Annotated in this window: 22 protein-coding genes; 6 read left to right on the top strand and 16 right to left on the bottom strand. The window is 34.7% G+C overall.

Annotated features, from left to right (window positions below):
• Positions 1-56: 56 nt before the first annotated feature.
• Positions 57-704 (bottom strand): RDD family protein, encoded by a 648-nt coding sequence (locus tag CF599_RS01465; protein ID WP_121964269.1) that lies wholly within the window; start codon positions 702-704, stop codon positions 57-59.
• A 94-nt stretch (positions 705-798) separates the two neighbouring features.
• Entirely contained in the window at positions 799-1,647 is an 849-nt protein-coding gene (locus CF599_RS01460; protein ID WP_121964268.1) for a hypothetical protein, read from the bottom strand.
• Positions 1,648-1,815: 168 nt separating this feature from the next.
• On the opposite strand from CF599_RS01460, the gene CF599_RS01455 reads away from it, so the two are divergent.
• From CF599_RS01455 to CF599_RS01440, 4 genes are all read left to right on the top strand, one after another.
• Positions 1,816-2,559 (top strand): hypothetical protein, encoded by a 744-nt coding sequence (locus CF599_RS01455; RefSeq protein WP_121964267.1) that lies wholly within the window; start codon positions 1,816-1,818, stop codon positions 2,557-2,559.
• 12 nt (positions 2,560-2,571) lie between these two features.
• Positions 2,572-3,318 (top strand): hypothetical protein, encoded by a 747-nt coding sequence (locus CF599_RS01450; RefSeq protein WP_121964266.1) that lies wholly within the window; start codon positions 2,572-2,574, stop codon positions 3,316-3,318.
• A 791-nt stretch (positions 3,319-4,109) separates the two neighbouring features.
• Entirely contained in the window at positions 4,110-5,039 is a 930-nt protein-coding gene (locus CF599_RS01445; protein ID WP_121964265.1) for a PfkB family carbohydrate kinase, read from the top strand.
• A gap of 60 nt (positions 5,040-5,099) precedes the next feature.
• Entirely contained in the window at positions 5,100-6,998 is a 1,899-nt protein-coding gene (locus CF599_RS01440; RefSeq protein WP_121964264.1) for an amidophosphoribosyltransferase, read from the top strand.
• Positions 6,999-7,101: 103 nt separating this feature from the next.
• Here the strand turns inward: CF599_RS01440 and CF599_RS01435 are convergent, their stop codons facing one another.
• From CF599_RS01435 to dinB, 10 genes are all read right to left on the bottom strand, one after another.
• Entirely contained in the window at positions 7,102-8,502 is a 1,401-nt protein-coding gene (locus tag CF599_RS01435) for a DASS family sodium-coupled anion symporter (RefSeq protein ID WP_121964263.1), read from the bottom strand.
• Positions 8,503-8,828: 326 nt separating this feature from the next.
• Entirely contained in the window at positions 8,829-9,479 is a 651-nt protein-coding gene (locus tag CF599_RS01430; protein WP_121964262.1) for an HD domain-containing protein, read from the bottom strand.
• A 23-nt stretch (positions 9,480-9,502) separates the two neighbouring features.
• Entirely contained in the window at positions 9,503-10,501 is a 999-nt protein-coding gene (locus CF599_RS01425) for an acyl-ACP desaturase (protein WP_121964261.1), read from the bottom strand.
• A gap of 85 nt (positions 10,502-10,586) precedes the next feature.
• Positions 10,587-11,318 (bottom strand): 1-acyl-sn-glycerol-3-phosphate acyltransferase, encoded by a 732-nt coding sequence (locus tag CF599_RS01420; RefSeq protein WP_121964260.1) that lies wholly within the window; start codon positions 11,316-11,318, stop codon positions 10,587-10,589.
• A 255-nt stretch (positions 11,319-11,573) separates the two neighbouring features.
• Positions 11,574-11,984, bottom strand: coding sequence for a BrxA/BrxB family bacilliredoxin (locus CF599_RS01415; protein ID WP_121964259.1), 411 nt, complete (start codon positions 11,982-11,984; stop codon positions 11,574-11,576).
• A gap of 76 nt (positions 11,985-12,060) precedes the next feature.
• Positions 12,061-13,209: a PepSY domain-containing protein gene (locus CF599_RS01410; RefSeq protein WP_173835503.1), complete on the bottom strand. Its 1,149-nt coding sequence runs from the start codon at positions 13,207-13,209 to the stop codon at positions 12,061-12,063.
• A 77-nt stretch (positions 13,210-13,286) separates the two neighbouring features.
• A complete protein-coding gene (locus tag CF599_RS01405; protein WP_121964258.1) occupies positions 13,287-15,719 on the bottom strand; it encodes a TonB-dependent receptor in 2,433 nt (810 codons plus the stop codon).
• 783 nt (positions 15,720-16,502) lie between these two features.
• Positions 16,503-16,862, bottom strand: coding sequence for a YraN family protein (locus CF599_RS01400; RefSeq protein ID WP_121964257.1), 360 nt, complete (start codon positions 16,860-16,862; stop codon positions 16,503-16,505).
• A gap of 1 nt (position 16,863) precedes the next feature.
• Positions 16,864-17,760 carry an LD-carboxypeptidase gene (locus CF599_RS01395; protein WP_121964256.1) on the bottom strand — a complete coding sequence of 299 codons (897 nt, stop codon included), beginning with the start codon at positions 17,758-17,760 and terminating at the stop codon, positions 16,864-16,866.
• Between the two features lie 228 nt (positions 17,761-17,988).
• Complete coding sequence (gene dinB, locus CF599_RS01385) at positions 17,989-19,059, bottom strand: DNA polymerase IV (protein ID WP_121964255.1); 1,071 nt, start codon at positions 19,057-19,059, stop codon at positions 17,989-17,991.
• 184 nt (positions 19,060-19,243) lie between these two features.
• Between dinB and CF599_RS01380 the strand changes: the two genes are divergently transcribed.
• The gene (locus CF599_RS01380) at positions 19,244-21,136 is read left to right on the top strand and encodes a monovalent cation:proton antiporter-2 (CPA2) family protein (protein ID WP_121964254.1); all 1,893 of its coding nucleotides are present in this window, start codon (positions 19,244-19,246) and stop codon (positions 21,134-21,136) included.
• A 137-nt stretch (positions 21,137-21,273) separates the two neighbouring features.
• On the opposite strand, the gene CF599_RS01375 is transcribed toward CF599_RS01380, so the two are convergent.
• Positions 21,274-23,367, bottom strand: coding sequence for a site-specific recombinase (locus CF599_RS01375; protein ID WP_121964430.1), 2,094 nt, complete (start codon positions 23,365-23,367; stop codon positions 21,274-21,276).
• 96 nt (positions 23,368-23,463) lie between these two features.
• Between CF599_RS01375 and CF599_RS01370 the strand changes: the two genes are divergently transcribed.
• The gene (locus CF599_RS01370; RefSeq protein ID WP_121964253.1) at positions 23,464-23,931 is read left to right on the top strand and encodes a CYTH domain-containing protein; all 468 of its coding nucleotides are present in this window, start codon (positions 23,464-23,466) and stop codon (positions 23,929-23,931) included.
• A 3-nt stretch (positions 23,932-23,934) separates the two neighbouring features.
• Here CF599_RS01370 and CF599_RS01365 read toward each other — a convergent pair whose 3' ends face one another.
• The 3 genes from CF599_RS01365 to CF599_RS01355 form a co-directional block, all read right to left on the bottom strand.
• The gene (locus tag CF599_RS01365; protein ID WP_121964252.1) at positions 23,935-24,336 is read right to left on the bottom strand and encodes a septal ring lytic transglycosylase RlpA family protein; all 402 of its coding nucleotides are present in this window, start codon (positions 24,334-24,336) and stop codon (positions 23,935-23,937) included.
• Entirely contained in the window at positions 24,320-24,820 is a 501-nt protein-coding gene (locus CF599_RS01360) for a septal ring lytic transglycosylase RlpA family protein (RefSeq protein ID WP_121964251.1), read from the bottom strand. Before CF599_RS01360 ends, CF599_RS01365 begins: the two co-directional genes overlap by 17 nt.
• 99 nt (positions 24,821-24,919) lie before the next feature.
• Positions 24,920-25,363, bottom strand: coding sequence for a hypothetical protein (locus CF599_RS01355; protein ID WP_121964250.1), 444 nt, complete (start codon positions 25,361-25,363; stop codon positions 24,920-24,922).
• Between the last annotated feature and the right edge of the window lie 283 nt (positions 25,364-25,646).

Here is a 25,646-nt window from a genome sequence, read left to right as displayed (position 1 = left end):
AAGAGGTTCACTTAATTTACTTAAGTGAACCTCTTTTTTAATATATACTTAGTAAATTACGACTTAAACGAATCTACTCTTTCTCTACCTATCTCTCTAACTACAATAGTCTCTGCTAAATTATCGTGTAATGTTTGTTTCTTATCTGTCCAGAAGAACATAAAATACCCGATAAGCATCATCATACCTGAAAGTATTCCTGCAAAATAACGACCTGAGGCCTGCCCGAAAGTCACCTTCTCTCCAGCACAGTCTAGCACTCTTATCTTCATTACATTCTGTCCTACTGTAGCCTGCTGATCACTACTCTGCATTAATGCAAAATAAAGCCAGCCCGATACTATAGGGAAAAAACAACTAGGAATAATAACAATAAGGGAATCTAGTAAACGAGCGACAAAACGCTCTCCAAAATCAGCATATTGATAATGTATGCGTTCTGTATCCGTAGTCACTGTGACATAATTATTATCACTCGAGTAACTTATCGAAACTCTCTGATTAGACATTACTCTATTCGGAGCATTATAACTTGGCTGTACTATATAAGACGACATCTCTTGTAGATACATTGCCTCTGTCCAATTGCTCAAGCCCTGATACCAAATCAATGTATTTGGATAAATAACGAACTGACGTAAGTCGGTTTCACTATATGGTCCCTGTTTCTGACCATTTATGATTAAATGATATTCTCTCTTCACTTATTTTAATTTTTAACAAAAATAAGAATATTAACATTCACTTTTATCTAGAATGACACTCTTTACTTTATAAAACACAGTCATAACCATTTTATTAGTTTAATCTAAAAAACTCTTCCTTATAATGTTTACTTGGCTTAATCCACGCTATCGTTCTATCAGCATTAATAATCCAATTAAAGCGCTTCATCATATCAGCACCAAATAAACTAAATGGTTGATTCTTTAACTCTCCAACAAAATACCCCACTGCCACATTATTTAACTCAAAACCACCAACACTGACTTTACTTACCTCAGCAGTCTTAGTAATCACAATCTTGCCTGCCGAATTCTTCAATTCCTTCTCACTAATAGTAACCAACTTTTCGCTTAATACATTCTTCTCTGAGAATCTATCATCGTATAACATCGCCCCCGCATAACCAGATTGCAAATAAAAAGGATGCGTATAACTCTCCCCCGCTATTTCACTAACGACATCTATAAACATTGCCCCATTTCGATGCTTTACAGGCATAGCCACATATCCTTCTATACTAGGCATCACTTCATGTCTCACTAATTCAGCACTATCATAGTTAATTTCTAACACCTTATTCTTAAATAATAGCATCCCTATCTTACCATCTGATTCTTGTCCACTATACTGATTATTAATAAAAGGTATATCTTTCCAACTCTGCCCTGCTATCTGCACCTTATTAGAAGTACTGTACCCATCATTGTCAAATACTATCCCCTTAACTTTAGCAGTTGCCTCAGGAGATATTGCTCCATCATCCATTGCCACTTGGAACATCAGATCCAGGCTCTCTCTCTCATTGACCACCGTCTTGATCAACATATTATTATACTTCGTAAGTCTAAAAGGAATATGTACTTGAGCACTTGCTACAGTACCTATAGTAAGCATCATTAAAAGCGTCAGGCTTCTCTTCATAATCGAATCAATTTAAAAGTTAGTTGGTTATGGTAAATCTATAAAAATAAATCATCAAATAAAGTACAAAAGACTATCAATAGGTAATTTACACTTTTAAAACTTTTTAATCTCACAAAATTTTACCTCCAAAATCTCGTTATCTTATAGCTACAAAAGAAATACACAATGACTAAACATTTATACATATTACTAACGACCCTGTTAATAACCATACCTACTCTACACTCGTGTAAGGGAGATAAGAGCAACAATACTGAAGAACACTATGAAGAGAGGGAAGCTCCTGCTACTGAAGAAGTAGACGATACGGCAGACTCCTCAATTACCTACATTAAAGAAGAAGATTATATATTTCCTACATCAGGTAAATCCGCAGAAGACTTCGTCCCACCGAATAGCATATATGAAATAATAGATAAAGCACAAGGAGATCTTAATGGTGATAATCTTGACGATATAGTACTCCTATTAAAACATAAATACGATGTAGAAGGCAGTAGTCCTGTCCTAATCTTATTTAAAAACACAGACAGTACTTATATTTTAAAAGAAATGTCTCGAGTAGCTAAACCATCAAGTTTCACTAATTACTATGTATTGCACGAAGTTCCAGGTGATTTCTCTATCAATAATAAAGAACTTAAAATATCGACTTATCTAGCACCAAGAGGTCTAATCAATACTAAATTCATATACATTGATAATCGATTCGCTCTATCTTATGTTGAATCTTCTTCTAGTGGATCAGGAGCAGTGAGTACTACTACATACGAACCTTTAATCGGCAAATACACTCTATGGAATGGTTGGTATGATGAAACTACCGAAGAAGAAAAAGAATCAACTGAAACACGCATAGAAAAACCTAAACGCTACTTAATAGACGACCCTAATCTTCCTTTCTATTAATCAATTTCACTTATGAATAAACACATCTACATCCTATTAACAACCCTGTTAATAATCATCCCTACCCTACACTCTTGTAAAGGCAATGAGAGTAATGACTCAGAAGAATACTACGAAGATGCAGAAGAAGTGACTGTAAATGAAGAAGCCCCTGAATACATTCCTGAAGATAAAGAAATATCTTTCCCTAAAACAGGTAGATCCATAGAAGACTTCATACCAAGATCTAGCAAATATGAGGTGATAAGGGAACTGAAAATGGATCTTAATAAAGATGGACTTGAAGATCTAGTACTACTTCTATTTCATAAGAATGATCCTGATGCTAGCCGCCCTGTCTTAATCTTATTACAACAAGAAGATAACACCTATATCTTAGATGCGATGTCTAGGGTAGCGATGCTATCTAAGTACGCTGATGACAATGAGTCTTTTGACTTTGACATACTTCAGAACGAAGACTCAAAAAAACTCCAAATCTACGCTAAAGTATATGGAGGCTACTTTTCAGCTGAATACGAATACATCGATAATCAACTAATCGCTACTACTATCGACTTGTCAATATCCGCAGCAGGCTTTTTTCATGGCGTAACCTATACTCCATTAACAGGAGATGTGTCAACAGAAGAAAGCAGTCACAATTGGCAAACAGGAGAACAAGACGAAACTAGCAACTCTTATACTTTAAAACCGCGTACTTTCAGATTCGAATCTGATAATCCTAGAGATACAGAAATAACTATCAATGCTGGATAATATACTGTTCCTAAAATAATATACTATCCATCCAAGTGCTAGATACATTTAGGTAAAATGTATCTAGCACTTTTTCTGCTATAAACAACACCTTCCCTCTTTAGAAAAAACTTGTTATAATTCAAAATAAAAAACTAGAACAAAATAAACTAAAAAGCGATTTATACTCACCACATCTAACTTCTTCATCACTGCTTCAACATAACTACAAGATTACCCTATTAACACAGCCTTTTGTTGAAGCATTATTGACGTAATTTTAAATCACTCTTGAAGCAAACACCTCATGAAAATAAGAGTATGATAATAACCATAATTAACTTCTTTATTTAGCATTACCACAACTATAATAGTTACACACTAAACACAAAAACACATTATAATACTTAAGTCTTATATACATAAAGTAACCCAAAGATCGAAAGCCAATCTGATAGCTTTACTACCTATATAATAGAAGTTACAAAATAAGTAAGCAAATAGAGAGAATAGCAACTAAAATCAGCATCCTTAATCACAATGAGAATATCGTGATAACAATCACCTAATTTGAACACGACACAGAAGATGTGATTTATAAAATCCATGCCAACCTTGTTAAAAAAACAGCACAAAAAACAATGCTAACTACTATAAATTGAGATTATATTCACTAAGTATGTGATGATTACGAATAAACCACTATATTTGATAACAAACTCATTGCTAGTAAAATAGTTAATTGTGCTTATTTAATTTGGTAGTAAAAAGAGTATTGCCATATATTTGTAGCTTATTTCTTTGCAAAAAATATGAATAAATTACTGATAGTGGGGACGGTGGCCTTTGATGCGATAGAAACTCCATTCGGAAAGACAGACAAGATATTAGGTGGTGCGGCAACGTACATCGGATTGTCTGCCTCACACTTCAATATTAAATCAGCTATAGTGTCTGTGGTAGGAGATGATTTCCCACAAGAACACTTGGATCTTTTAAATAGTAAAAACATAGATACTTCGGGAATCGAAGTCGTACAAGGAGGTAAAACCTTCTTCTGGAGTGGTAGATACCATAATGATCTAAACTCTAGAGATACATTAGACACACAACTTAATGTATTAGCAGACTTTAACCCAGTAGTTCCAGCCAACTTTAAAGACGCAGATGTAGTAATGTTAGGAAACTTACATCCAAATATTCAGATAGGTGTCTTAGATCAATTAACTACTCAACCAAAACTTGTCGTATTAGATACTATGAATTTTTGGATGAATTGTGCACTTGAGGAACTAAAAGAAGTACTAAAAAGAGTAGATGTTATCACCATCAATGATGAGGAAGCACGTCAACTATCTGGTGAATACTCACTAGTGAAGGCTGCGGAGATTATTCATACGATGGGTCCAAAATATGTAGTGATAAAGAAAGGCGAGCACGGAGCCTTGCTTTTTGCAGACAAAGATGTATTCTTTGCTCCTGCGCTACCTTTAAAAGAAGTATTTGATCCTACTGGAGCTGGAGATACCTTTGCAGGTGGATTCACAGGATATTTAACACAGAGCAGTAATGTTTCGTTTAGAAACATGAAGAATGCTATCATATATGGATCTAACCTTGCCTCGTTCTGCGTAGAAGAATTCGGAACATGCAGGATGGAGAATTTAAAGGATAACGACGTAGTTGAAAGACTACAACAATTTAAGATGTTAACTCAATTCGATATCGAATTAAAACAATAATGTAAAATTATAAGCCTCGTCATGGGGCTTTTTTTATTCAACACCAACACACAACTAAACATGAGCGACGCTTTAAAACACGAATGCGGTATAGCGGTTTTAAGATTAAAAAAACCGTTATCTTACTACAAAGAAAAGTATGGTAGTGCCTTCTATCCTATACAGAAGATGTACTTGTTACTAGAGAAACAGCACAACAGAGGACAAGATGGAGCTGGTCTAGCAAGTATCAAACTGGATATGGATGCTGGTGAGCGTTACATCAGTCGCGTTCGCTCTAATAAAGCACAACCTATACAAGATATATTCCAACAAATCAATGAGCGTATCAATGAAGAGATGGAAGCTCATCCTGAATATCACAATAACGTAGATCTACAAAAGAAACACATCCCATATATAGGCGAAGTATTCTTAGGTCACGTAAGATATGGTACTTTCGGTAAGAACAATATAGAAAGCGTTCACCCATTCTTGCGTCAAAATAACTGGATGCACAGAAACTTAATCGTAGCAGGTAATTTTAACCTTACCAATGTTAGAGATTTGTTTCAAGATCTAGTAGAGTTAGGACAACATCCTAAGGAGATGTCTGATACTATCACTGTGATGGAGAAGATAGGTCACTTCTTAGATGATGAAGTAAATGATTTATACTACAAAATAAAACAAGAAGGATATACTAAAAAGAATGCGTCTCCACTTATCGGAGAGCGTCTAGATGTAGCTCGTATCTTACGTCGCGCTTCTAAAAACTGGGATGGTGGATTCGCTATGGCAGGTATGATAGGTCATGGTGATACATTCGTACTACGTGACCCTGCTGGTATACGTCCTGCATTCTATTTTGAGAATGACGAGATAGTAGTAGTTGCTAGTGAGCGCCCTGTAATACAGACAGCGTTTAATGTTCCTTTTGATGAGATTAAAGAGATTGTTCCTGGACAAGCGCTTATCATTCGCAAAGATGCTTCTGTACACTTTGAACAAATATTAGAGCCTCTTCCGTTAAAAGCATGTTCTTTCGAGAGAGTTTATTTCTCTAGAGGAAATGATGCTGAAATCTACCAAGAACGTAAAGATCTAGGTAAACTTATCTTCCCTGAAGTACTTAAAGCAATTAATGACGATACAGATAACTCTGTGTTCTCATATATCCCAAACACTTCTGAGACATCATTCTATGGTATGGTAGAGGGAGCACAAGACTTCCTTAACCAAAGAAAGATCAGTGATATCCTAAAGAATAAAGAGAACTTAACTGAGGCTAAACTACAAGAGATTTTATCTGTGAAATTAAGAACAGAGAAGATAGCTGTAAAAGACGCTAAGTTGAGAACTTTTATCACTGATGACAGTAGTCGTGATGACTTAGTTGCTCACGTATATGACGTGACTTATGGAGTGATAAAACCAACGGATAATCTAGTTATTATAGATGATAGTATCGTACGTGGTACTACACTTAAAAAGAGTATTATCCGTATGTTAGATAGACTTAATCCTAAGAGTATTGTAGTGGTATCTGCTGCTCCTCAGGTGAGATATCCTGACTGTTATGGTATCGATATGGCAAAGTTAGAAGGACTTATCGCTTTCCAAGCTGCTATAGAACTTCTTAAGGAACGCAACCTATATCACATCGTAGAAGAGGTATATACTAAGTCTAAAGCACAAGAAAATTTACACGATAGCGAAGTAGTAAACTTCGTTACAGAAATATATGCTCCATTTACAGATAAAGAGATCTCTGACAAAATAGCTGAAATGGTAAAAGATGTGAATATCAAATCTGAAGTTAAGATTGTATTCCAGTCTGTAGAGAACCTACATACTGCATGTCCTCATAACTTAGGGGACTGGTACTTCACTGGTGAATACCCTACTATCGGAGGTAACCGAGTAGTAAACAGAGCATTTATCAACTTCTATGAAGGACGTGACGAGAAACCGTATTAGTAGATAGAGATTAGTGGTCTATGATCACTAATCTACCTATATAAATTAAATAAGGGCTGTATCAAAATTATGATACAGCCCTTTATGTTTTATAACAATTCTATTAACTCAACCAAAAGAAGTAAGCTATAACAGACAGTAATATCGCACAGATAATATTCAATACAAAACCTGCTTTCATCATCTCTTTCTGACGGATATCTCCTGTACCGAATACGATGGCATTAGGTGGTGTCGCCACAGGTAGCATAAATGCACATGATGCTCCTAACCCGATAATCATCGATAGCCCTAATGGAGGTAAACCTAGTTCCGCTGAGATAGAGATAAAGATAGGTACTAATAACGCCGCACTGGCAGTATTAGAAGTAAACTCAGTCAAGAATACAATGAAGAATGAGACTACTAATCCAATAGTAAAATAGTGACTATTCTTAATAAAAGACACTAATATATCCGCCATCACTTTACTAGCTCCTGAGTCTTTAAGCACCATACTAAGTGTCAATCCTCCTCCAAAAAGAAGTAGTACACCCCAGTCTACATTATGCTGCAGCTCCTTCCACCTTGATACTTGACTCACACAGATCAATATAAAAGCCAATAGAGAGATGAACGTATCAAAACTAGAGAACTTACCTTCGAAGCCAACCCAATTAGCTACAATAGGATTTAATTCATTACTAAAGATCCAACAAATCGCAGTAAACAAGAATATACCTAAGGTTAACCATCTATCAAAATTCATGGGTATGTTCTCAGAGGTATGTTTAAAGGTAAAGTCAAGCTTCGGTTTAAATACAAAGTAAATAACAGCAATCATAATTGGCAATAACAATAACACAATAGGGATTCCCATCTTCATCCACTCCGAAAAGGATATATTAAGTTGTGAAGCAACAATAGCGTTCGGTGGACTTCCTACTACCGTTCCCATTCCTCCTATACTCGCACTGTATGCTATCCCTAGCAATACGAATACATAAGTATTGCGGTGCTTTTCTCTATCTAATTGTCCCAAGACCCCAACTACTAAGGGCAGCATCATCGCTACTGTAGCAGTGTTGCTAATCCACATAGATAATAAAGCAGTCACTAAGAATAAATAGAACACAGCATAGAGTAACCTCCCTTTCGCTAAATACATAATCTTATTAGCGATAATGGTATCTAACTTCTGTACGTGTAATGCTCCTGCTAATACAAATCCTCCCAAGAATAAGAAGATCGTAGGATCAGCAAATGATGACAAAGCCGCTTTAGTATCAGAGAGCCCTAATCCTATAGCAAGCACTGGCACAAACACAGCCGTCGTAGTAACATGTATAGCTTCTGTCAACCATAACACAGCCACAAATACTAAAAGGGCAAGTCCTTTATTTACTTGTGGTTCATAGGGCAAATAATTTATAAGTAGTAATAATGTAATAACATTTACCAGAATAATAAGATAGTTCTTTACTGACTTTAGAGGCCTTACATCGGGTTCATAGTCTAATCGCATATCGTGAGTAGTTTAATAATTTTAACTAAAGTTAACAAAAAATTACACTTCACGTAATTATTACACAAAAAAACAGCACTTGAATAAGTAAATATATCCAAAAAGTATATTACCTTAAATATGCAGATAACATTTAAATGAGAATGAATTGTACAAAACAGAGCAATATTAGTGATTAAAGCACACTGTAGTGTGGTTTAAGAGCTAATTGAAGCTATGTAAAGTAGAATTTATTCGTAATAAATGGTAGTTGCAGATTTAAGGTATTATACATAACAAAAAAGCCAGTCTTGCGACTGGCTTCTCTATATCTAACTAAGACTTTATTAGGCATTACCCTCACACTCATCGTAGAATTGGCTTAAGAAAGATTCCATAAACTTATGGCGTCCTTCTGCTAATTGTCTTCCTGTATCCGTATTCATCAAATCTTTTAAACGAAGTAGTTTCTCGTAAAAGTGATTAATCGTTGTTCCTACATTATTCTTGTACTCCTCTTTAGACATCCCTATCTTAGGTTCTATCTTAGGATCATACATCAATGTATTCTTATATCCACCGTAGTTAAATGTTCTAGCGATACCGATGGCTCCTATAGCATCTAATCTATCAGCGTCTTGTACAATATCTAGTTCTTTAGAACGAAACACCTGATTAAAGTTACCTCCTTTAAAAGAAATATTCTCAATTCCTTTAACAACGTGTTCAATAGTATCTTGATCATAAGACAGCTCTTCTAATAGCTTTCTTGCTTTAGTAGGCCCTACTGTCTCATCTCCACCGTGGAACTTACTGTCTGCTATATCGTGTAATAGCGCGATAAGTTTAACGACAACTAAGTCGACTTCACCTTCACCCTCTACTATATTCAATGCATTTCGATAAACTCGTTCGATGTGGAACCAGTCGTGACCGCTCTCAGCTTGCTGTAATTCTTTCTTTACATAAAGGATGACTTGATCTATACGCTTGTCCATAACTATTGTATTGTAATTGGTTATTATTTAATAAGGGCTGGTTTAACCCATTTAAAGATATGCTCTTCTTTACCGATCGTCATACGATCTGCTACTCTAGACATACGAGCAGGTAACTTCATTAAATAATCTCTAGCTTTCTCAGCTTCATCTGTAAGGTTATTTAATTGATCTACTTGCCAACGGTCAATAAGCTTCTGCATAATCTCAATGTAATCATGTGCAGTATACACACCTATACGTTGAGCTGAGTCAGAGAATAGTTCGAATGCGTCTCCCATTTTACCTCCAGATTCACGGATTAAATTGGCAGGCATAGTGATTTTTCTCTTCATCATATCTACGAAAGCTAACATCATCTCACTAGGGTCAACCTGAAAGATACGATCCACAAACTCGCTATAAGCATGGTGGTGTCTCATTTCATCTCCAGCGATTAATCTACAGATCTTAGATAACTTATGATCACCATACTGCTTCGCTAACTTCGCTACACGGTTATGTGATACATACGTAGCTAACTCTTGGAAACTAGTAAATACAAAGTTTTTATAAGGATCTCTATCTGTACCCGGATCAAAACCATCGTTAATTAAGTGATGTGTAGTAATCTCTATCTCTTTCATATCTACTCTACCAGATAGGTATAAGTATTTATTAAGAAGGTCTCCGTGGCGGTTCTCTTCTCCAGTCCAGTGACGTAGCCATTTAGCCCATCCATTACCACCTTCTCCGTCTTTTTGGTTTACACCTTCTACATCCATTAACCAAGATTCATAAGTAGGAAGTGCCTCTTCAGTGATCGTATCACCAACTAAGACAACCCAAAAATCATATGGTAATTCTTTGGCATATTCTCTAAGCTCTTTTACCTCTTCGATGAAGTTTACTCCTTCTGAGTCTGGTAATAAGTCTGATGGTTGCCATATCTTCTCTACAGGTATCAAATAGCTATCTACGAAGCTATCGATATTCTTCTCTAGGAATTGCATTACTTCTAGGCGAACATTCTTTATAGACATATTGTTGTATTTATGCCCTCTACATTATTCCCTCAATGGTTTAGTTTGATTTATTAATGCTAAAGGCTAGTTTATATTTAGAATTTTATTCTATTCTTGATTTGATATTATCTTCACATCGCTGCATAATCTCTTCGAATGTAAAATCTTTCACTGCAAAAGATGGATGTGCATATAAGTTAATACGTGAACCTAATCCGAAAGGAAACTTGCCAAAACGGAATAACTTCCACGAATTATTTATCGTCAAAGGTACAACTAATGCATTAGGTGCGAACTTACAAAGCATCTTTACCCCATTTTCTGAGAATCTCTTAAGCTTGCCATCTCTACTTCTAGTACCCTCTGGGAAAATAACAGCAGAGCGGTTATGTTCAGAAATATATTGACCAAGCCCTTTAATAGCAGTTAATGCTTGCTTTGCGTCTTTGCGATCAATTAACACTGACCCACCGTGATTTAAATTATATGAGATACTAGGAAAACCTTTTCCTAACTCTTTCTTACTGACAAACTTCGGATGATTCTTTCTAAAAAACCAGATAATCATCGGAATATCAAACATACTTTGGTGATTAGCCACGAATATAATCGGGCGATCAGTAGGTAAGTCTTCAACTTTATGGAACTTATAGGTCGTCCCTAATATACCCGTAGTAGCCATAAGCCCTAAGACTAGCCCTTCTACAGTAATATTATGTGCTTTATACCCAAACAAACTAAATGCAATCCACTGCAAAAAGTGGAATACATATAGAACTACTAACATAACGAGTACAAATAGTAGAGATATAGGGTATGATATAATTTTGTGCATTAATCCAATAGTTTATCGCAAATATACACTTAAACGCAAATACTACAATAAACATATACAGCAAATTAATAGTCTTATCGATCGTTTTAATCTATAATCAATAGTAACTATATGATACCTTTAACTAGTTCAAATACTATACTATAGGTGGAAGTATCAACTAATCTTAATCTTAAATAAACAATTAACAGTCATTAGTACATTTTTCGCATAATCTAAAGCATAAAAAAACCACCTATTAGGTGGTTTATATTTTTAACAGAATTCTGTATATGCATCTTTTAGGTTTTCTGCTATTGCATCAGCAGTAGCCCCTTCGATGTGATGTCTTTCTAACATGTGAACTAACTCACCGTCTTTGAATAACGCCATAGCTGGTGATGATGGAGGGAAAGGGAACATGTGTTTACGTGCTACGTCTACAGCATCCTTATCTACTCCTGCAAATACAGTGATGATGTTACTTGGCTTCTTATCTCCTTGTAAACTCATAACTGCTGCTGGGCGAGCATTACGCGCTGCACATCCACATACTGAGTTAACAACTACTAATGTAGTACCTGCTTTTTGTAAAGCTGCTTCTACTTCTTCTCCTGTATGTAATGATTCAAATCCTGCCTCAACTAATTCTTGACGCATTGGTTTTACTATTTCTTCTGGGTACATATCTTATCTAAATTATGTTATATAGCAAAGTTACATTTTTTCTTAAACATAAAAACATATCAATTATAAAGAAATGTTATACTTTTTTTTTCTTGTCCTTCTTCATCTTATTTAACCAAATAAAGATTCCTGTGACAGGTAAAGTAGTTGCTATTAAACATACTATAAAATAAATAGTTTTAGAGAACTTACCATAAATATCACCAAGGTGCAAAGGTTTAATAGAAGCTGATATCTTCTCTCCAACTGATTTATCTGCAAATACTTCTTTCTTTAGTACAGCGCCACTATATTGATCAATAAACACTCTGTCAGTAGCACTTTCATTAAAACGAGCTAAGTCATTCTTATTAATCTCATAACTTCCTATAGAATCTTTAGGAATAGAAACAGAAATAGTTCTACTTGTAAAAGGCAATTCTTTATTAGCAATATTGATAGCCTCAGATAAAGTAATCGTTTTATTATCTGCAAAAGCTGATTCAGGTTTTACTTCATCTCTTCCTCCAAAAACTTTAGTTCCTAAGACCTTACTTAATCCATCTTTATACCACTCAAAAGACCAACACAATCCTGTCAATGACATAATCACAACAATCAGTAAAGTATAAAATCCAAGTGTATTATGTAAATCGTGATTGATACGTTTCCTGTTAGCCTTATACTTAATTTTAAAACCTGGTTTAATACTTTTCCACCCTTTAATCTTCTTTGGGAACCAAAGAATCAAGCCCGAAATAGATAAGAACACAAAAATGATAGTTGCTCCTCCTACGATAGGACGACCTATTTCACTTTCTAATAATAACCATCTATGTAATTTAAATACAGTCATAAAAAACTCATCACCTGGTCCTTTACCACTTCCTACTACCTCTTTAGTATATGGATTTAGATAAACCGTTTCGTTCTTTTTCTCTTTGTCTTTAAAACCAACAGAGAATTGGTAAGGTTTATCCTGTTTGTTTGAGATACTTACTCTTTGTACTTTACCCTGATATGTAGTCTCCACATATTCTCTTAATTCATCAATAGGCAAAACCTCTTCTTTCACTACAGTTAATTTATACATATCAGGAGCCATCATAGACTGTATCTCACTCTTAAATGTATATATCGTACCTGTAAGACATACGACAAAAAGGATAATAGAACTACCTATACCTAACCATAAATGTAGGTCGTTCATTAATTGGCGAAAACTGTATTTCTTCTGTGATTTCATAAAAAGGTTTATAATTACAAAAACACGACCCCACTCAAAAGAGCGAAGTCGTGTCTTACTAAATCAAATATTATTAACTAAAATCTATATGTTAATTGTGCTGCAAAGTTTCTTGGTGCAATCTCGTTAATGTATCCACCTCTGTAGTATGAAGTGTAACCTAACTCATTGAACATATTGTTCATATAAACTCCCAACGTTGCATTCTTATATGTGTATGATATTTGCCCATTCACTGTAGTGTAACTTGGCATATCGAATGGACGTTTATTTACATTAGATCCGTGTCCATCAGGAGTCATTGTAAACTCATTAACAGGGCGTTTTCCTACGTAATAAACTCCTAATCCTAAAGAAAGTCCATTTAAAGTACCTTGGTCAAACTTGTAGTTAACCCATCCATTAGCAACATTTTTAGGAGCATTCATTGGAGCTGAACCATCTTCGTAATTAGGACTATTTTTATATCTAGCATCTAGATTAGCATATCCTAACATTACTTCTAGGTTGTTCGTTATTTTTCCATTAACCTCAATTTCAAAACCATTACGTTTCAAACTTCCTACTAAGATACTCTCTGTTTTAGATTGTTCATTAGTGATTGGATCAATATAAGGAGCTAATAGATTGTCTTGGTTAATAAAGAAGTAACTAAAGTTAAATCCTAAACGATCATTAAGCCAATTTGATTTGAAACCAAACTCATATTGTTTTGTATCAGACGCACCTGCTGTACCACCACCGTGAATAAGCTTATTAGATTGTCTCAAACTTGATGTTGTTGTGTATGATGCAAATGCACTAACATTTTCAACAGGTTTATATATTAATCCAAATATTGGATTCCAACGCTCTACAGTAGCATTCTCAGTTGTACTACCATTTAATCTACTATAACGCACTCCTAACATAGCACTTAACTTCTCACCAATCGCGATATAATCTTGAACCATAAAACCAATTGTTGGACTCATTGTTCTTGTTGTATTAATATCACCGAACATTACATTCTCAGGTAATGTATTGTCAATTGGTCCTAAAACATTTATGTCATTAGTATAATTCACTAGAGCTGGTTTACCATTTTTATCAGTTCCCCAAACTTGTCCTGTTGTACTACCCGCAATTGTTTTAGTTTGTCTATAATCAAATCCAATTTGGAAAGTATGTTTAAGTACACCTGTGAAAATATCTTTCCCTACTAAATCAGCTTGAAATACAGAGTTATAATCTCCCGTTTCTCCCTTAGACACTGTACGTCTAATGTTTTGGAATTCGCTCCAATCAGTAATTGCATCCTTCTTCTTTACTGTTCCAACACTTGTTGTACGATTATCTTCATTATAGATAGATGCTGTATAAGAAGTTCTGAACGTTAATTTATCTGTTAGTTGTCTCTCAAAACGAGCAACATAATTCTGCATTTTAATACTTTGATTGTCTCCTTTAAATCCTAAGAATTTATTATGAGGCATTTTATAAACAGCTTCCACATAATCAGGAGCTAAGTTTACTGTTCCTTTGTCTGGAGTATAGTCACCACTTAAGTAATCCATCTCTACAGTTAACTTCGTTTTACTATCAATCTTCCAAGTTAACGATGGGTTAATATAGAAGTGATCATTTCCTGTATGCGTTCTCCATCCATCATTTCTTTCATAAGCACCATTTAAACGGAAAGAAACAGTTTCTTTTTTATCTAAAACTTGCTCAAAATCAAAAGTAGGTCTTACATGTCCATAACTTCCTGTACGGAAACTAACTTCTCTTTTGTTTTGGAAATTTGGAGTTTTAGTAACTAAGTTAATAACACCTCCTGCAGCTCCTAATCCATTACCAATACCTTGTAGTACAGCAGCAGACCCTTTAATTACTTCAACACTTTCAACACCTTGCATATCTGCCATAGCTGAAGCTGTTCTAAAGTCAGAATCCATTCCTACACCATTACGCAATACAGGAGTACCTCTAAAACCACGGATAGACATACTTTCTGCTGGTCCACCATAGTTAGAGAATTGCACTACACCTGCTACGTTACGCGCAGCATCAGTAATAGTTAATGCTCCTTGTTCTCTAATGATATGTCCTGATACAATACTAATAGATTGTACTTGGTCTTGTAATCCTAAAGGAAGACGTGTTAAGTATTGTAGTTTTTTTACATCTTTATTACTTCTACCATAAACAGTAATATTACTTAATTGACTATCTGATGATAAAACGAAGTTAAGTACCTCATCAACTTTAATTACATTTACTTCACGTTGAGAATCGACGAAACCAACAGAAGAAACTTTAATTATAGATTTCCCTTTAGGAACTTCTATTAATCTAAATTCTCCATTTTCACCAGCTTGAGTAGCTACTGTTCCTTCTCCAATATATACTGTAGCAAAAGGAATTGGTTTATTTGTTTCGTCAACAATACGCCCCTTAACTGTAGAAGTTTGAGCTATACTTACTATCACCCCACCGATAGTAAATAAAAGTGTATTTATTAATTTCATTCTTAGTTATATTATTTAGACTCATTTAACTTGTACAAAAGTAAATTGATTCTAAATAACAACCAAACCTTATTAAGACTTTTTTTAAATAGACATTAAATAAAATAGAGAAACATCTCCTATATTTTAAAATAACCTTACTCAAACCTCTACAAAACGAAGATAAAGTAAGAATATGACAAAAGAAGTCAACTTTAAACTTCTTAAAAAAGACTTCTAATAAAAAGATTAACAACCCTTTTTAGAAGCCCACCTATTTAAAACTGATACAAAATAGAACCCCATTTACTCAATCCTTTTCAGACACGTTCAATTTAAATCCGTAAATTTGCAGTTCTATATTAGTTTCTATTTCATTAGAAATCAAGAATCTTAATCCAATTAAGAATTATACCCCCAATCTTCTCACTTATCTCAATAAAAAATCACCTTATTAATCGCTTCTTTTATAGATATGGCTAACTCCATTCATATGATTGAATATTGACAGCATCGTGTGTCCATAGTGACTCCATTAAAAAGGCTGTTCTAATGGAGTCACTATGGACTCATTATGGACGCACTATGGACTCACCTGAACCAAAACTGCATAAAAATGCCAATTCCCTCCCTTATTAACGTACAATGTGATTATTTTAAAATTGACCTCGAAGATTGGTCTAAAAAAACTATTGAATATTGAAATTCAATGCTTTGCAAATATATGTATTAAAATCCAATGTTTTTTACTACACCCTTATTTTTTATTACTTGAATCCACAACCTGTTACATCAAGAGCCTGTTTAAAAGAAGTAAAACGCATCTTCGATATGGTCAATATCAAAGGTATTTCCTTTCTTATGAATAGCTATGATGTCTAATCGAACCTCTTCTGTACGCTCAAACTCTTCCACGTAACAATTAGTCGCTTTGATTAATTGCTTTCTTTTTCTAGCATTAACGGCATCCTGTGGAAGAATGAAATTCACTGAACTTCTAGTCTTCACCTCTACGATAACCAAAAGATTATTAAATAACGCTACGATGTCAATCTCTGCTTTATCCCCTTTATAATTTCGATGAAGAATTATATACCCTAGATTGATTAAGAACTGAACAGCTGCGTCTTCTCCTTCTTTACCTACATCTTGATTTATAGCCATATTATAAAAATGTTAGTTGTGTACGATCCTGATTGACCTCTAGTTTTACTTCTCTACCTAGGTTTAATGCTAAGTTTTCTTCACCATGCCCTGCAGGGAAATCAAAAACAATAGGGTAATCATATTCTGCTGTAATAGATAGGATAATTTGCTTCGCATCGTAACCAAACGGAATAGCATTATCATGCATATCTGTCATTCCACCAACAACCAAACCAGCCAAACCACTTAATAATCCATTGCGTTTAAGGTTATGGAGCATACGGTCTAGATGATATAGATACTCATCAAGGTCCTCTATAAACAATATCTTTCCTTCTGTGTTCATCGAAGATACAGATCCTAATAGACTATATAAAATAGATAAATTTCCTCCTACTAATTCACCTTGACCTTGGCCAATCTTATTACTCCTATCAGAATGAATAGTATAAGATATTTCTTGTCCAAACAATGCTCTATACAGCGAATCTCTAGAATCAACTAACGACTTCGCTACACTAAAAGCCATTATACCATGTATGGTCTCTACACCTAAATTGTGAATATGACTATGCAAAACAGTCACATCACTAAAACCTACAATCCACTTCGGATGATCAACAAAGCCTGTAAAATCAATATCATCAATAATACGCACTGTACCATATCCACCTCTAGCACACCATATCGCTTTAATCTCAGGATCTTTAAGTTGCTTAGTAAAGTCATCAGCACGTTGCTGATCCGTTCCTCCTAGTTGATAATTATCTAAACCAATAGTATCCCCTAATACCACTTCTAATCCCCAAGAATTCATTAATTCGATAGCTAATTCTGCCTCCTCTTTACTAAACTTACGCGCTGTACAAACGATTGCTACTTTATCTCCTTTTTTTAAATAATCGGGTCTTATCATTGTGTGTTGTTATTAGTATATTATACTCCAGCAGTAACTCCTGTTTTCCGCAAGTTAAACCCACATTACGCATTAGCCAAATACTACAAAGTAATTCTACTTCATAGCTCTTTCATTAGTTCTATAATCATACTATAGTATGCTGAAATCACTAATTCAGACCTATTTTGTATAATTACTTTTCGTTTATATGTCTATCGCGTAATATGGGTTAAAGGTATTACAAATTTAAAAATCAAAACTTAACTGAACAGCAATTGGCATTTTCTTTTCATCTGTATTCAAATTAGATAAAGACACACCGATTAATCTCACCGAGTCCTTTAGCTTCTCCTGATACAGCAATGCCTTAGCTAAATCAAATATAATTTCTTTATCAGAAACAAAGTATGATACAGTAGTACTCCGTGTTTGTTGAACAAAATCAGAATACTTAATCTTCAATGTAATCGTTTTTCCGGCTAGGTTTTGTTTCTTAAGGCGTAGACTTAACTCTTCAACCAGAACGTCTATCCTTGTTTCTATATAAACCTCAGATGACAGGTTCTCATCGAATGTGCGTTCTGTTCCTACAGACTTAATTGTTCTATTCGGTCTGACAGGCGAATTGCTAATTCCTCTTACCACATCGTAATAAATCTTCCCAGACTTGCCAAAGTGCTCTGTCAAAAACTCTTCTGTCTTACTCTTTAGGTCTAAACCAGTAAAAATACCCAAATGATACATCCTATCTGCTGTCTTTTTTCCGATACCGAAGAACTTCTTTATCTCTAAACGCTCTAGAAACTCAACTATCTCATGGGGTTCAATTGTTTTCTGTCCATTGGGTTTATTGTAATCACTTGCTATTTTGGCTAGAAACTTATTAACAGAAATACCGGCAGAAGCAGTAAGTCCTGTTCGTTCAAATATCTTCATTCTAATCTCATGCGCGATCAAGGTTGCACTAGGACAGCCTATCTTATTCTCCGTTACATCTAAGAATGCTTCATCTAATGCTAGTGGCTCTACTAGATCAGTATATTCATAGAATACTGATCTAATTATTCTAGAGATTTCTTTATATCGCTCAAACCTAGGTTTGACAAAAATTAAATGAGGACAATTCTTTTTAGCCATCACTCCACTCATGGCACTGCGCACCCCGAACTTCCTTGCTTCATAACTAGCTGCCGCAATAACACCTCTCTCTTCACTTCCACCAACAGCCAAGGCCTTACCTCTTAATTCAGGAAAGTCTAATTGCTCTACTGATGCATAGAAAGCATCCATATCGACATGTATTATCTTACGATTCATTAAATGAACTAATTGCGAAACTAAGTTATACTAAAAATGACTAATATTACTAATGCAAAAATAAACCACTTTTTTTTAAACTTATTCTTAATAATGCTAAACGCTTTTTATAATTTTGTAAGGACTATGAAAAAAATAGTGATTTTCACATCATTATTAATTAACTAAAAAAGAACTATCCATAATGAATGATTTTTTGGCACAAGCATTTATCTTTCTCTTTGCTGCCGTTGTATGTGTTCTGATTTCAAAGAAATTAGGAATGGGTTCTGTATTAGGGTACTTGTTTGCAGGTGTACTGATTGGACCTTTTGTATTAAAATTTGTAGGTAATGACAGTGCAGATATTATGCACGCTACTGAGTTTGGAGTAGTCATGATGCTATTCCTTGTAGGGCTAGAACTTGACCCTAAAGAATTTTGGAAAATTAAAAACGAGATAATTGGACTTGGTACTGCACAGGCTGTTGGTACTACAGCCATAGTGGCTACTATTGCCCATTTCGGACTAGATATGAGCATAGGTACGTCTCTAACCATGGGATTTGTAATCACCATGTCTTCAACAGCTATTATCCTACAAACAATATCTGAACGCGGACTAAACCAATCTAACGCAGGGAAGTCCAGTTTCGCAGTTCTTCTATTTCAGGATATAATGGTTATCCCTATGATGGCTATTATTCCTCTTCTAGCTGTATCTACCAAAACGCCTATAAGTACAGAAGCTCATAGTTGGCTAGATGGTGCTCCAGTTTTTATGAAGACGCTAGCTATCCTAGGAGCAATCTCTGTTATCTTTTTAGTAGGAAACTATATTGTTAATCCTTTATTTAGATCTGTTGGACGTCTTCAGATTAGAGAGATTTATACTGCATCTGCATTACTTTTAGTAGTTGGTGTATCTCTATTAATGAAAATGGTAGGACTATCTCCAGCCTTAGGAGCATTTATCGCAGGAGTTGTTTTAGCAAACAACCCCTATAAGCACCAACTAGAAAGTGATATTGAGCCCTTTAAAGCATTGCTCTTGGGGATATTTTTTATTGCAGTAGGTTCTACTATTAACTTCGATATCATTATTAATGAACCTCTACTTATTCTAAGTTTATTAGTGGGTTCTATGGGGATAAAAGCACTTGTTTTACTTGCGATTGGAAAGTGGAAGAAGTTCCCTAAAGACCAGAATTTCTTATTTGCAATCTTACTTTCTCAAGTAGGAGAGTTTGCCTTTGTAATCTTAGCACTAGGAAAAACGATTAACTTGATTAATCAGCAATGGTACGACTATTTACTTGCAACGACTGCTTTATCAATGGTAGTCACTCCTATTCTGTTGTTATTAAACGAAAAGTGGATAGCGCCACACCTAGGCTTAAGTCCTTCTACTAATGACAAACAAGAGTATGATGATTTATCAGATATAACAGCTAATAAGAAAATAGTTATAGCAGGTTTTGGAGACTTCGGTAATACTATTGGACGTTTGTTACAAGCGAATGAAGTGCCTATTTTAGTTCTAGACAATGATGCTGAACGTGTAGATCACTTACGCAAACTAGGATTTAATGTATACTACGGAGATGCTACTTCTATAAACATATTAAAATCAATAGGTGTAGACAAAGCCGATTATGTTATTGCTGCGATGGATCCTCCAGAGTTAAACCAACAGCTAGTAGCTGTCTTGCGTAAGCACTTCCCTAATGTAGAAGTAATCGTAAGAGCTAAAAACCGTAAGAATGCTTATGAATATCTACAAGATGGACTTACTGAAGTATATAGAGAAACATTCTTCTCTGCTGTTTATGTAGGAGGTGTAATGCTAGAAAAACTAGGGTTTAGTCATGAGGAGGCATCTCTACAAAGTGAATTGTTCATTAAGAGTGACAGAGCCTCTCTACGTAAACTTGCGAAGAACATACACAACCTAGAAGATTACATCAACGTTTCTAGACTTGAGTTCGCAGAACAATCTGAGATGATGAAGGACAACCTACAAAACACAAGAAAAAACAAACAACAAGCAGAAAAAGTTTCTGACAAAGAAGAAGTAGATATAACTTCCTCTAATTAATATATAAAGGCTTCTGTTTTAGAAGCCTTTATTGTATCCACGAAACGTTGATAATCCAACTAAAAATATAGTGTTATAAACAGGAAAGGCTATTACTGATAATCAGTAATAGCCTTTCCTGTTTATTATGATCACTACTAATGTGTAGTATCCTTACTATCTTCTTTCTTCTCAGTAGCCTTACCTGTAGTAAGATTATGAGGATTCTCAACTACACCACTAGAAGTAGGTAAAAAGAACTCTAATGGAAAACTTCTAAAGTGTCTCCACGTTGCTTTAATCAAGTCCTTAGTTTCTTTAAATGGAATATTACGAGATCTAAATGCTAAGAATAACGACAAAGAGAAACTCACTAAGAAGTTCATAAACCCAATCAACCACATCCCTATAAATGCCCATACTAACATATTAACAGGTGCTCCGAAATCTGATCCATACCAGCCTAAGGCGATATTACCACTTACGAATGTAATGTGTCGAATATCTATTCCTAAACCTAAAAATGCTCCGATAGTACCACATGTTCCCATAAATAAACCGAAACAAATATTCGATGCTATACCAGGCCATTTTGTATCTACCCAATTGGCAAGTTTAGTTGTTCGGGTATATCCGATGTTGCGCTTTAACCATGGATGCTCCTGTATACGATAAAACACTTTATTGTGTTTATTTCTATTGGATACATTACCTGATATAATACCTGATAAGAACAAGAAGATACCCGCTATACCCGCATGGAATAAGGCTCTTGACTCTATCGGATCTGCATCGATCAACATCTTCTCCCATCCATGCTCAGCGATATTCACATCGAATACTTGGTCTATACCCCAAATCAGTAACATGGCTATGGGGAACGCTAAAATAACGTTACCTATAAAAGCGATAAACTGTGATCTGAATAATCGAGCAAATAGTTTAGCAAAACCAATATGCTTATCCGCGTTATCGATATGTTGTTTTCTACCATCTTCAATCGCCTTAATGATAGTTGCCGCAGTCATAGCAGGCTGCTTAGTAGCTAGTGTAAATCCTAAAAGATAAATAAGACAGAATCCTAATGCATAGTTCAAACTATATAGCATTGCTTCTCCAAATTTACTCACATCTGCTTCATGCGCAAACACCTTCAAAATACACATAAAACCAACAATCAAACCTCCACCCATCGCACCTCTAAACATATGCCAGTACTCCTTCGCAGAGTTCGTGATGTAATGCTCTCCTGTTTTGGCTGTATGTTGTGTAATCTCATAAGAGATTAGTTGTGTACTTTCGCGAATAAGTCCACTTACATTATATTTATAACAGTTATACTCTATTAGTTTACGTGCTAGTCTCAGTGTATTCTCTCTTTTTTCTTGCAAATTACCCTCTTTAACCACAAGAATAGAGATAAGGACATTCACCCTAGCTAATTGTTGTCTTAGACGAAGTAAACTTTGGTTTACCTTCATAGATATACCATACTTCGAACTATTCTTAAAAGCTTGGTTAACGAATTCTTGACATTGCTTGTGCAAGATCACTATTTGCTTGTAATTTATATCAGTGTCTAAAAGGAACTTGATTTCTCCATTTTGAAAACTCTGAAGAATAACTGTAAACTCATGTTCTAATGCTCTAAACGGACTTTCTAGATGAGAATATTCAGGTACCATATTAATAATAGAACTCTCCATCGCTCTACCACTCATACGTTGGGTAATAATATCAATAGAAGTCAAGAGCTCATTTAAAGTCTCTCCATCCTTCTTATCAGAGAATATAGAACTAAATTCTAATAATGAAAACAATTCTATTAGCTGTTCCTCCGGTATCATATCTACCCATTCAGCATCAGTATGTTTATAGAACACTTGATTCAACACATACTCATACGTATCCTTCTCTGGCTGATAAGGTAATATCTTTGCCCAAACACGCTTTTTTACCTCATCAAAGAAATCAGCATCTTGAAGTATACCTGCATCAGATACCATTCTACTAAAATGCCTATTAGATAATAATTCATTAAGGTAATTCATTAGAGCGATACGCTCTATATCATGCGTTTTTAAGTAAGCAATTAAAGCATCTATAGATACTCTGTTTATTTTTTTATTATTTTTAGGTCTAAAAATATGTACTAAGTCTACAATAAAAAGCAAATCCTCTGTAGCATATACTTTCCCGTCAATAACATACTTATTAAATAATTCTTCTACACCGTGTGGTGAGCGTAACATATGTCGTAATTTCATTTGAAAAAAATTCTACTTTTGAATAGTTAATAAAATAAAATACTTTATTTTGGCATAAAATTACATTTTATTCTCAAAACAATGATCGAAATAGAAAGAAAATTTTTAGTCAACTCATTGGACTTCATCGAACAATCTTATAAGTTCAATAAAATCACTCAAGGATACTTAAACTCTCATCCCGAAAGGACTGTTCGTATTAGACTAAAAGATGAATTAGCTTTTATAACAATAAAGGGAAAGAGTAATGGAGCAGGTACCTCACGTCTAGAGTGGGAAAAACCAATTGACTTCAATGAAGCTAGCCAACTAATCAATCTTTGTGAAGATTACGTTATCTCTAAGACTAGATATTTAATCAAATATGGAATACACACTTTCGAAGTAGATGTATTTCACGGTGATAATGATGGGTTAATTCTAGCAGAGATAGAACTATCTGCAGAAAACGAAGCCTATGACAAACCGAATTGGTTAGGAAAAGAAGTTACAGGTGATTTAAAGTATTACAACTCTTATATCGCCAATAACCCATTTAAAAACTGGTAATATTTACTTGATTATCTTAATATCTACTTGTAACAGACCGTCATTCTTATGGTCTGCTATTTTCATAAAAGCTTTTTTAGAAAGGTCGATCTCACGGCCTTTCGCAAAAGGTCCACGATCATTAATACGAACTTTTACAGATTTATTATTCTTTAGGTTCGTGACTTTCACTTTAGTATTAAAAGGAAGGGATTTATGTGCGGCTGTCATACCCGAATTGTGGAATTTTTCCCCACTCGCTGTACGCTTTCCGTTAAACTTTTTGTGGTAATAGGATGCAGTTACATTAGTTTTGTAATTGCCTTTTGTAGAATTATTTGCGTTTTTACTAGCAGAACATCCGCCTAAAAACAACATTAGAATGCATATACTGATGTAGTATGTTAGCCTATAATTGCTCTTCATTTTCGCCTACGTATTTCTCGATTTTAACATCTAAAACACCTCGGTTTACATTATCTGTCAAGTCCCCAAAAGCCTTCTTTGACATATCTATATTTCTTCCTTTAACGAATGGTCCACGATCTGTAATTGTAAGAATTACGAAGCGTTTATTCTTTAAGTTAGTTACCTTCACTTTAGTCCCGAAAGGCAGTGATTTATGGGCTGCTGTGTATTCCTTGTTGTTAAATACTGCTCCACTTGCTGTCTTTCTTCCAGTGAATTTATCATGGTAATATGACGCTTGAGTATCCTCATCTAGTACAATAAATTCCTCTTCTGTATCTGCAGCCATAACGATAGAATCGTTCTCTTCTGTGATTGAATCAGGAACTACTTTTGCCAATGCAATTTTAACTTTATTCTCTTTTACGATTCTTGTTGTCCCACCAAAACTTGATAGGAAAACCATAAATAGTATAGCCAGTAAATATTGATATGCTTTCATGTCTCTTTTAATAATTCTACAAGGGAATATTTGCAAGAAGCATACCAAACGAAAAAAGGACCCTCTTTCGAAGATCCTTTCTCTATATTTAATATAAGCTTATGCGAATAAACTTGGTAACCACATTTTCCATGGAATTCTTGATAAGATCAAGATTAAACCTAATGTATAGAATATTGCAAATCTCTTAAACTTAGTTTTGTTATCCACATCTTTTTTGTGTTTAGACCATCCGATAGTAATTAACACGATTGCGATGATATTAATTAATGGGTGCTCTAAAGCATAAAGTCTTAATGTAGAATCTTTCATTGCTACTCCAAATCCTTGAACCATTGGAGAAACAAAATACAAGATAAGACCTAACAATAATTGTGTATGTGTGAAGATTAATGCAAACAATCCAAGTTTTTTGTCTTTGTCTTTAAACTCTTTGTTTGCTGACATTCCCATAAACGCATTGATTACAGCGATCACTAGAAAAATCACAGCTAAATAAGCAACACCTGAGTGAGCTTGTTTAATAATTGTACCGAAATCCATATTGATGTTATTAGTTTATAGGCAAATATACTTAAATCTATTGAAAGCCAATATGAACTACAAAGTTTTACAATTAATTCACACTCCTAAGAAATCCTCAAGATTATCGCTATACTTAACCCCATATTACTTCATATCTATTATCCCCTTACCCAGATAGACAAAATTGTCATAATACAAGTAGACTTTTAGATTAATAACTGTAAATTACATCATATAAACCTTATTTCTATTTACTTATGGATTCTAGTCTATCTATCCCGTGGAGAAATATAATAACGAT

This window comes from Myroides sp. N17-2, assembly GCF_002286775.1.
GTDB lineage: Bacteria > Bacteroidota > Bacteroidia > Flavobacteriales > Flavobacteriaceae > Flavobacterium.
This window is presented reverse-complemented; position numbering and strand designations above follow the sequence as displayed.

Bases quoted from the DNA above. Each gene is read 5' to 3' on its own strand.
- CF599_RS01410 (WP_173835503.1), bottom strand. From the start codon at position 13,209: ATGAAATCACAGAAGAAATACAGTTTTCGCCAATTAATGAACGACCTA.
- CF599_RS01460 (WP_121964268.1), bottom strand. From the start codon at position 1,647: ATGAAGAGAAGCCTGACGCTTTTAATGATGCTTACTATAGGTACTGTA.
- CF599_RS01375 (WP_121964430.1), bottom strand. From the start codon at position 23,367: ATGTTACGCTCACCACACGGTGTAGAAGAATTATTTAATAAGTATGTT.
- CF599_RS01425 (WP_121964261.1), bottom strand. From the start codon at position 10,501: ATGTCTATAAAGAATGTTCGCCTAGAAGTAATGCAATTCCTAGAGAAG.
- CF599_RS01415 (WP_121964259.1), bottom strand. From the start codon at position 11,984: ATGTACCCAGAAGAAATAGTAAAACCAATGCGTCAAGAATTAGTTGAG.
- CF599_RS01380 (WP_121964254.1), top strand. From the start codon at position 19,244: ATGAATGATTTTTTGGCACAAGCATTTATCTTTCTCTTTGCTGCCGTT.
- CF599_RS01455 (WP_121964267.1), top strand. From the start codon at position 1,816: ATGACTAAACATTTATACATATTACTAACGACCCTGTTAATAACCATA.
- CF599_RS01420 (WP_121964260.1), bottom strand. From the start codon at position 11,318: ATGCACAAAATTATATCATACCCTATATCTCTACTATTTGTACTCGTT.
- CF599_RS01355 (WP_121964250.1), bottom strand. From the start codon at position 25,363: ATGGATTTCGGTACAATTATTAAACAAGCTCACTCAGGTGTTGCTTAT.
- CF599_RS01360 (WP_121964251.1), bottom strand. From the start codon at position 24,820: ATGAAAGCATATCAATATTTACTGGCTATACTATTTATGGTTTTCCTA.
- CF599_RS01370 (WP_121964253.1), top strand. From the start codon at position 23,464: ATGATCGAAATAGAAAGAAAATTTTTAGTCAACTCATTGGACTTCATC.
- CF599_RS01450 (WP_121964266.1), top strand. From the start codon at position 2,572: ATGAATAAACACATCTACATCCTATTAACAACCCTGTTAATAATCATC.
- dinB (WP_121964255.1), bottom strand. From the start codon at position 19,059: ATGAATCGTAAGATAATACATGTCGATATGGATGCTTTCTATGCATCA.
- CF599_RS01445 (WP_121964265.1), top strand. From the start codon at position 4,110: ATGAATAAATTACTGATAGTGGGGACGGTGGCCTTTGATGCGATAGAA.
- CF599_RS01440 (WP_121964264.1), top strand. From the start codon at position 5,100: ATGAGCGACGCTTTAAAACACGAATGCGGTATAGCGGTTTTAAGATTA.
- CF599_RS01365 (WP_121964252.1), bottom strand. From the start codon at position 24,336: ATGAAGAGCAATTATAGGCTAACATACTACATCAGTATATGCATTCTA.
- CF599_RS01400 (WP_121964257.1), bottom strand. From the start codon at position 16,862: ATGGCTATAAATCAAGATGTAGGTAAAGAAGGAGAAGACGCAGCTGTT.
- CF599_RS01430 (WP_121964262.1), bottom strand. From the start codon at position 9,479: ATGGACAAGCGTATAGATCAAGTCATCCTTTATGTAAAGAAAGAATTA.
- CF599_RS01395 (WP_121964256.1), bottom strand. From the start codon at position 17,760: ATGATAAGACCCGATTATTTAAAAAAAGGAGATAAAGTAGCAATCGTT.
- CF599_RS01435 (WP_121964263.1), bottom strand. From the start codon at position 8,502: ATGCGATTAGACTATGAACCCGATGTAAGGCCTCTAAAGTCAGTAAAG.
- CF599_RS01405 (WP_121964258.1), bottom strand. From the start codon at position 15,719: ATGAAATTAATAAATACACTTTTATTTACTATCGGTGGGGTGATAGTA.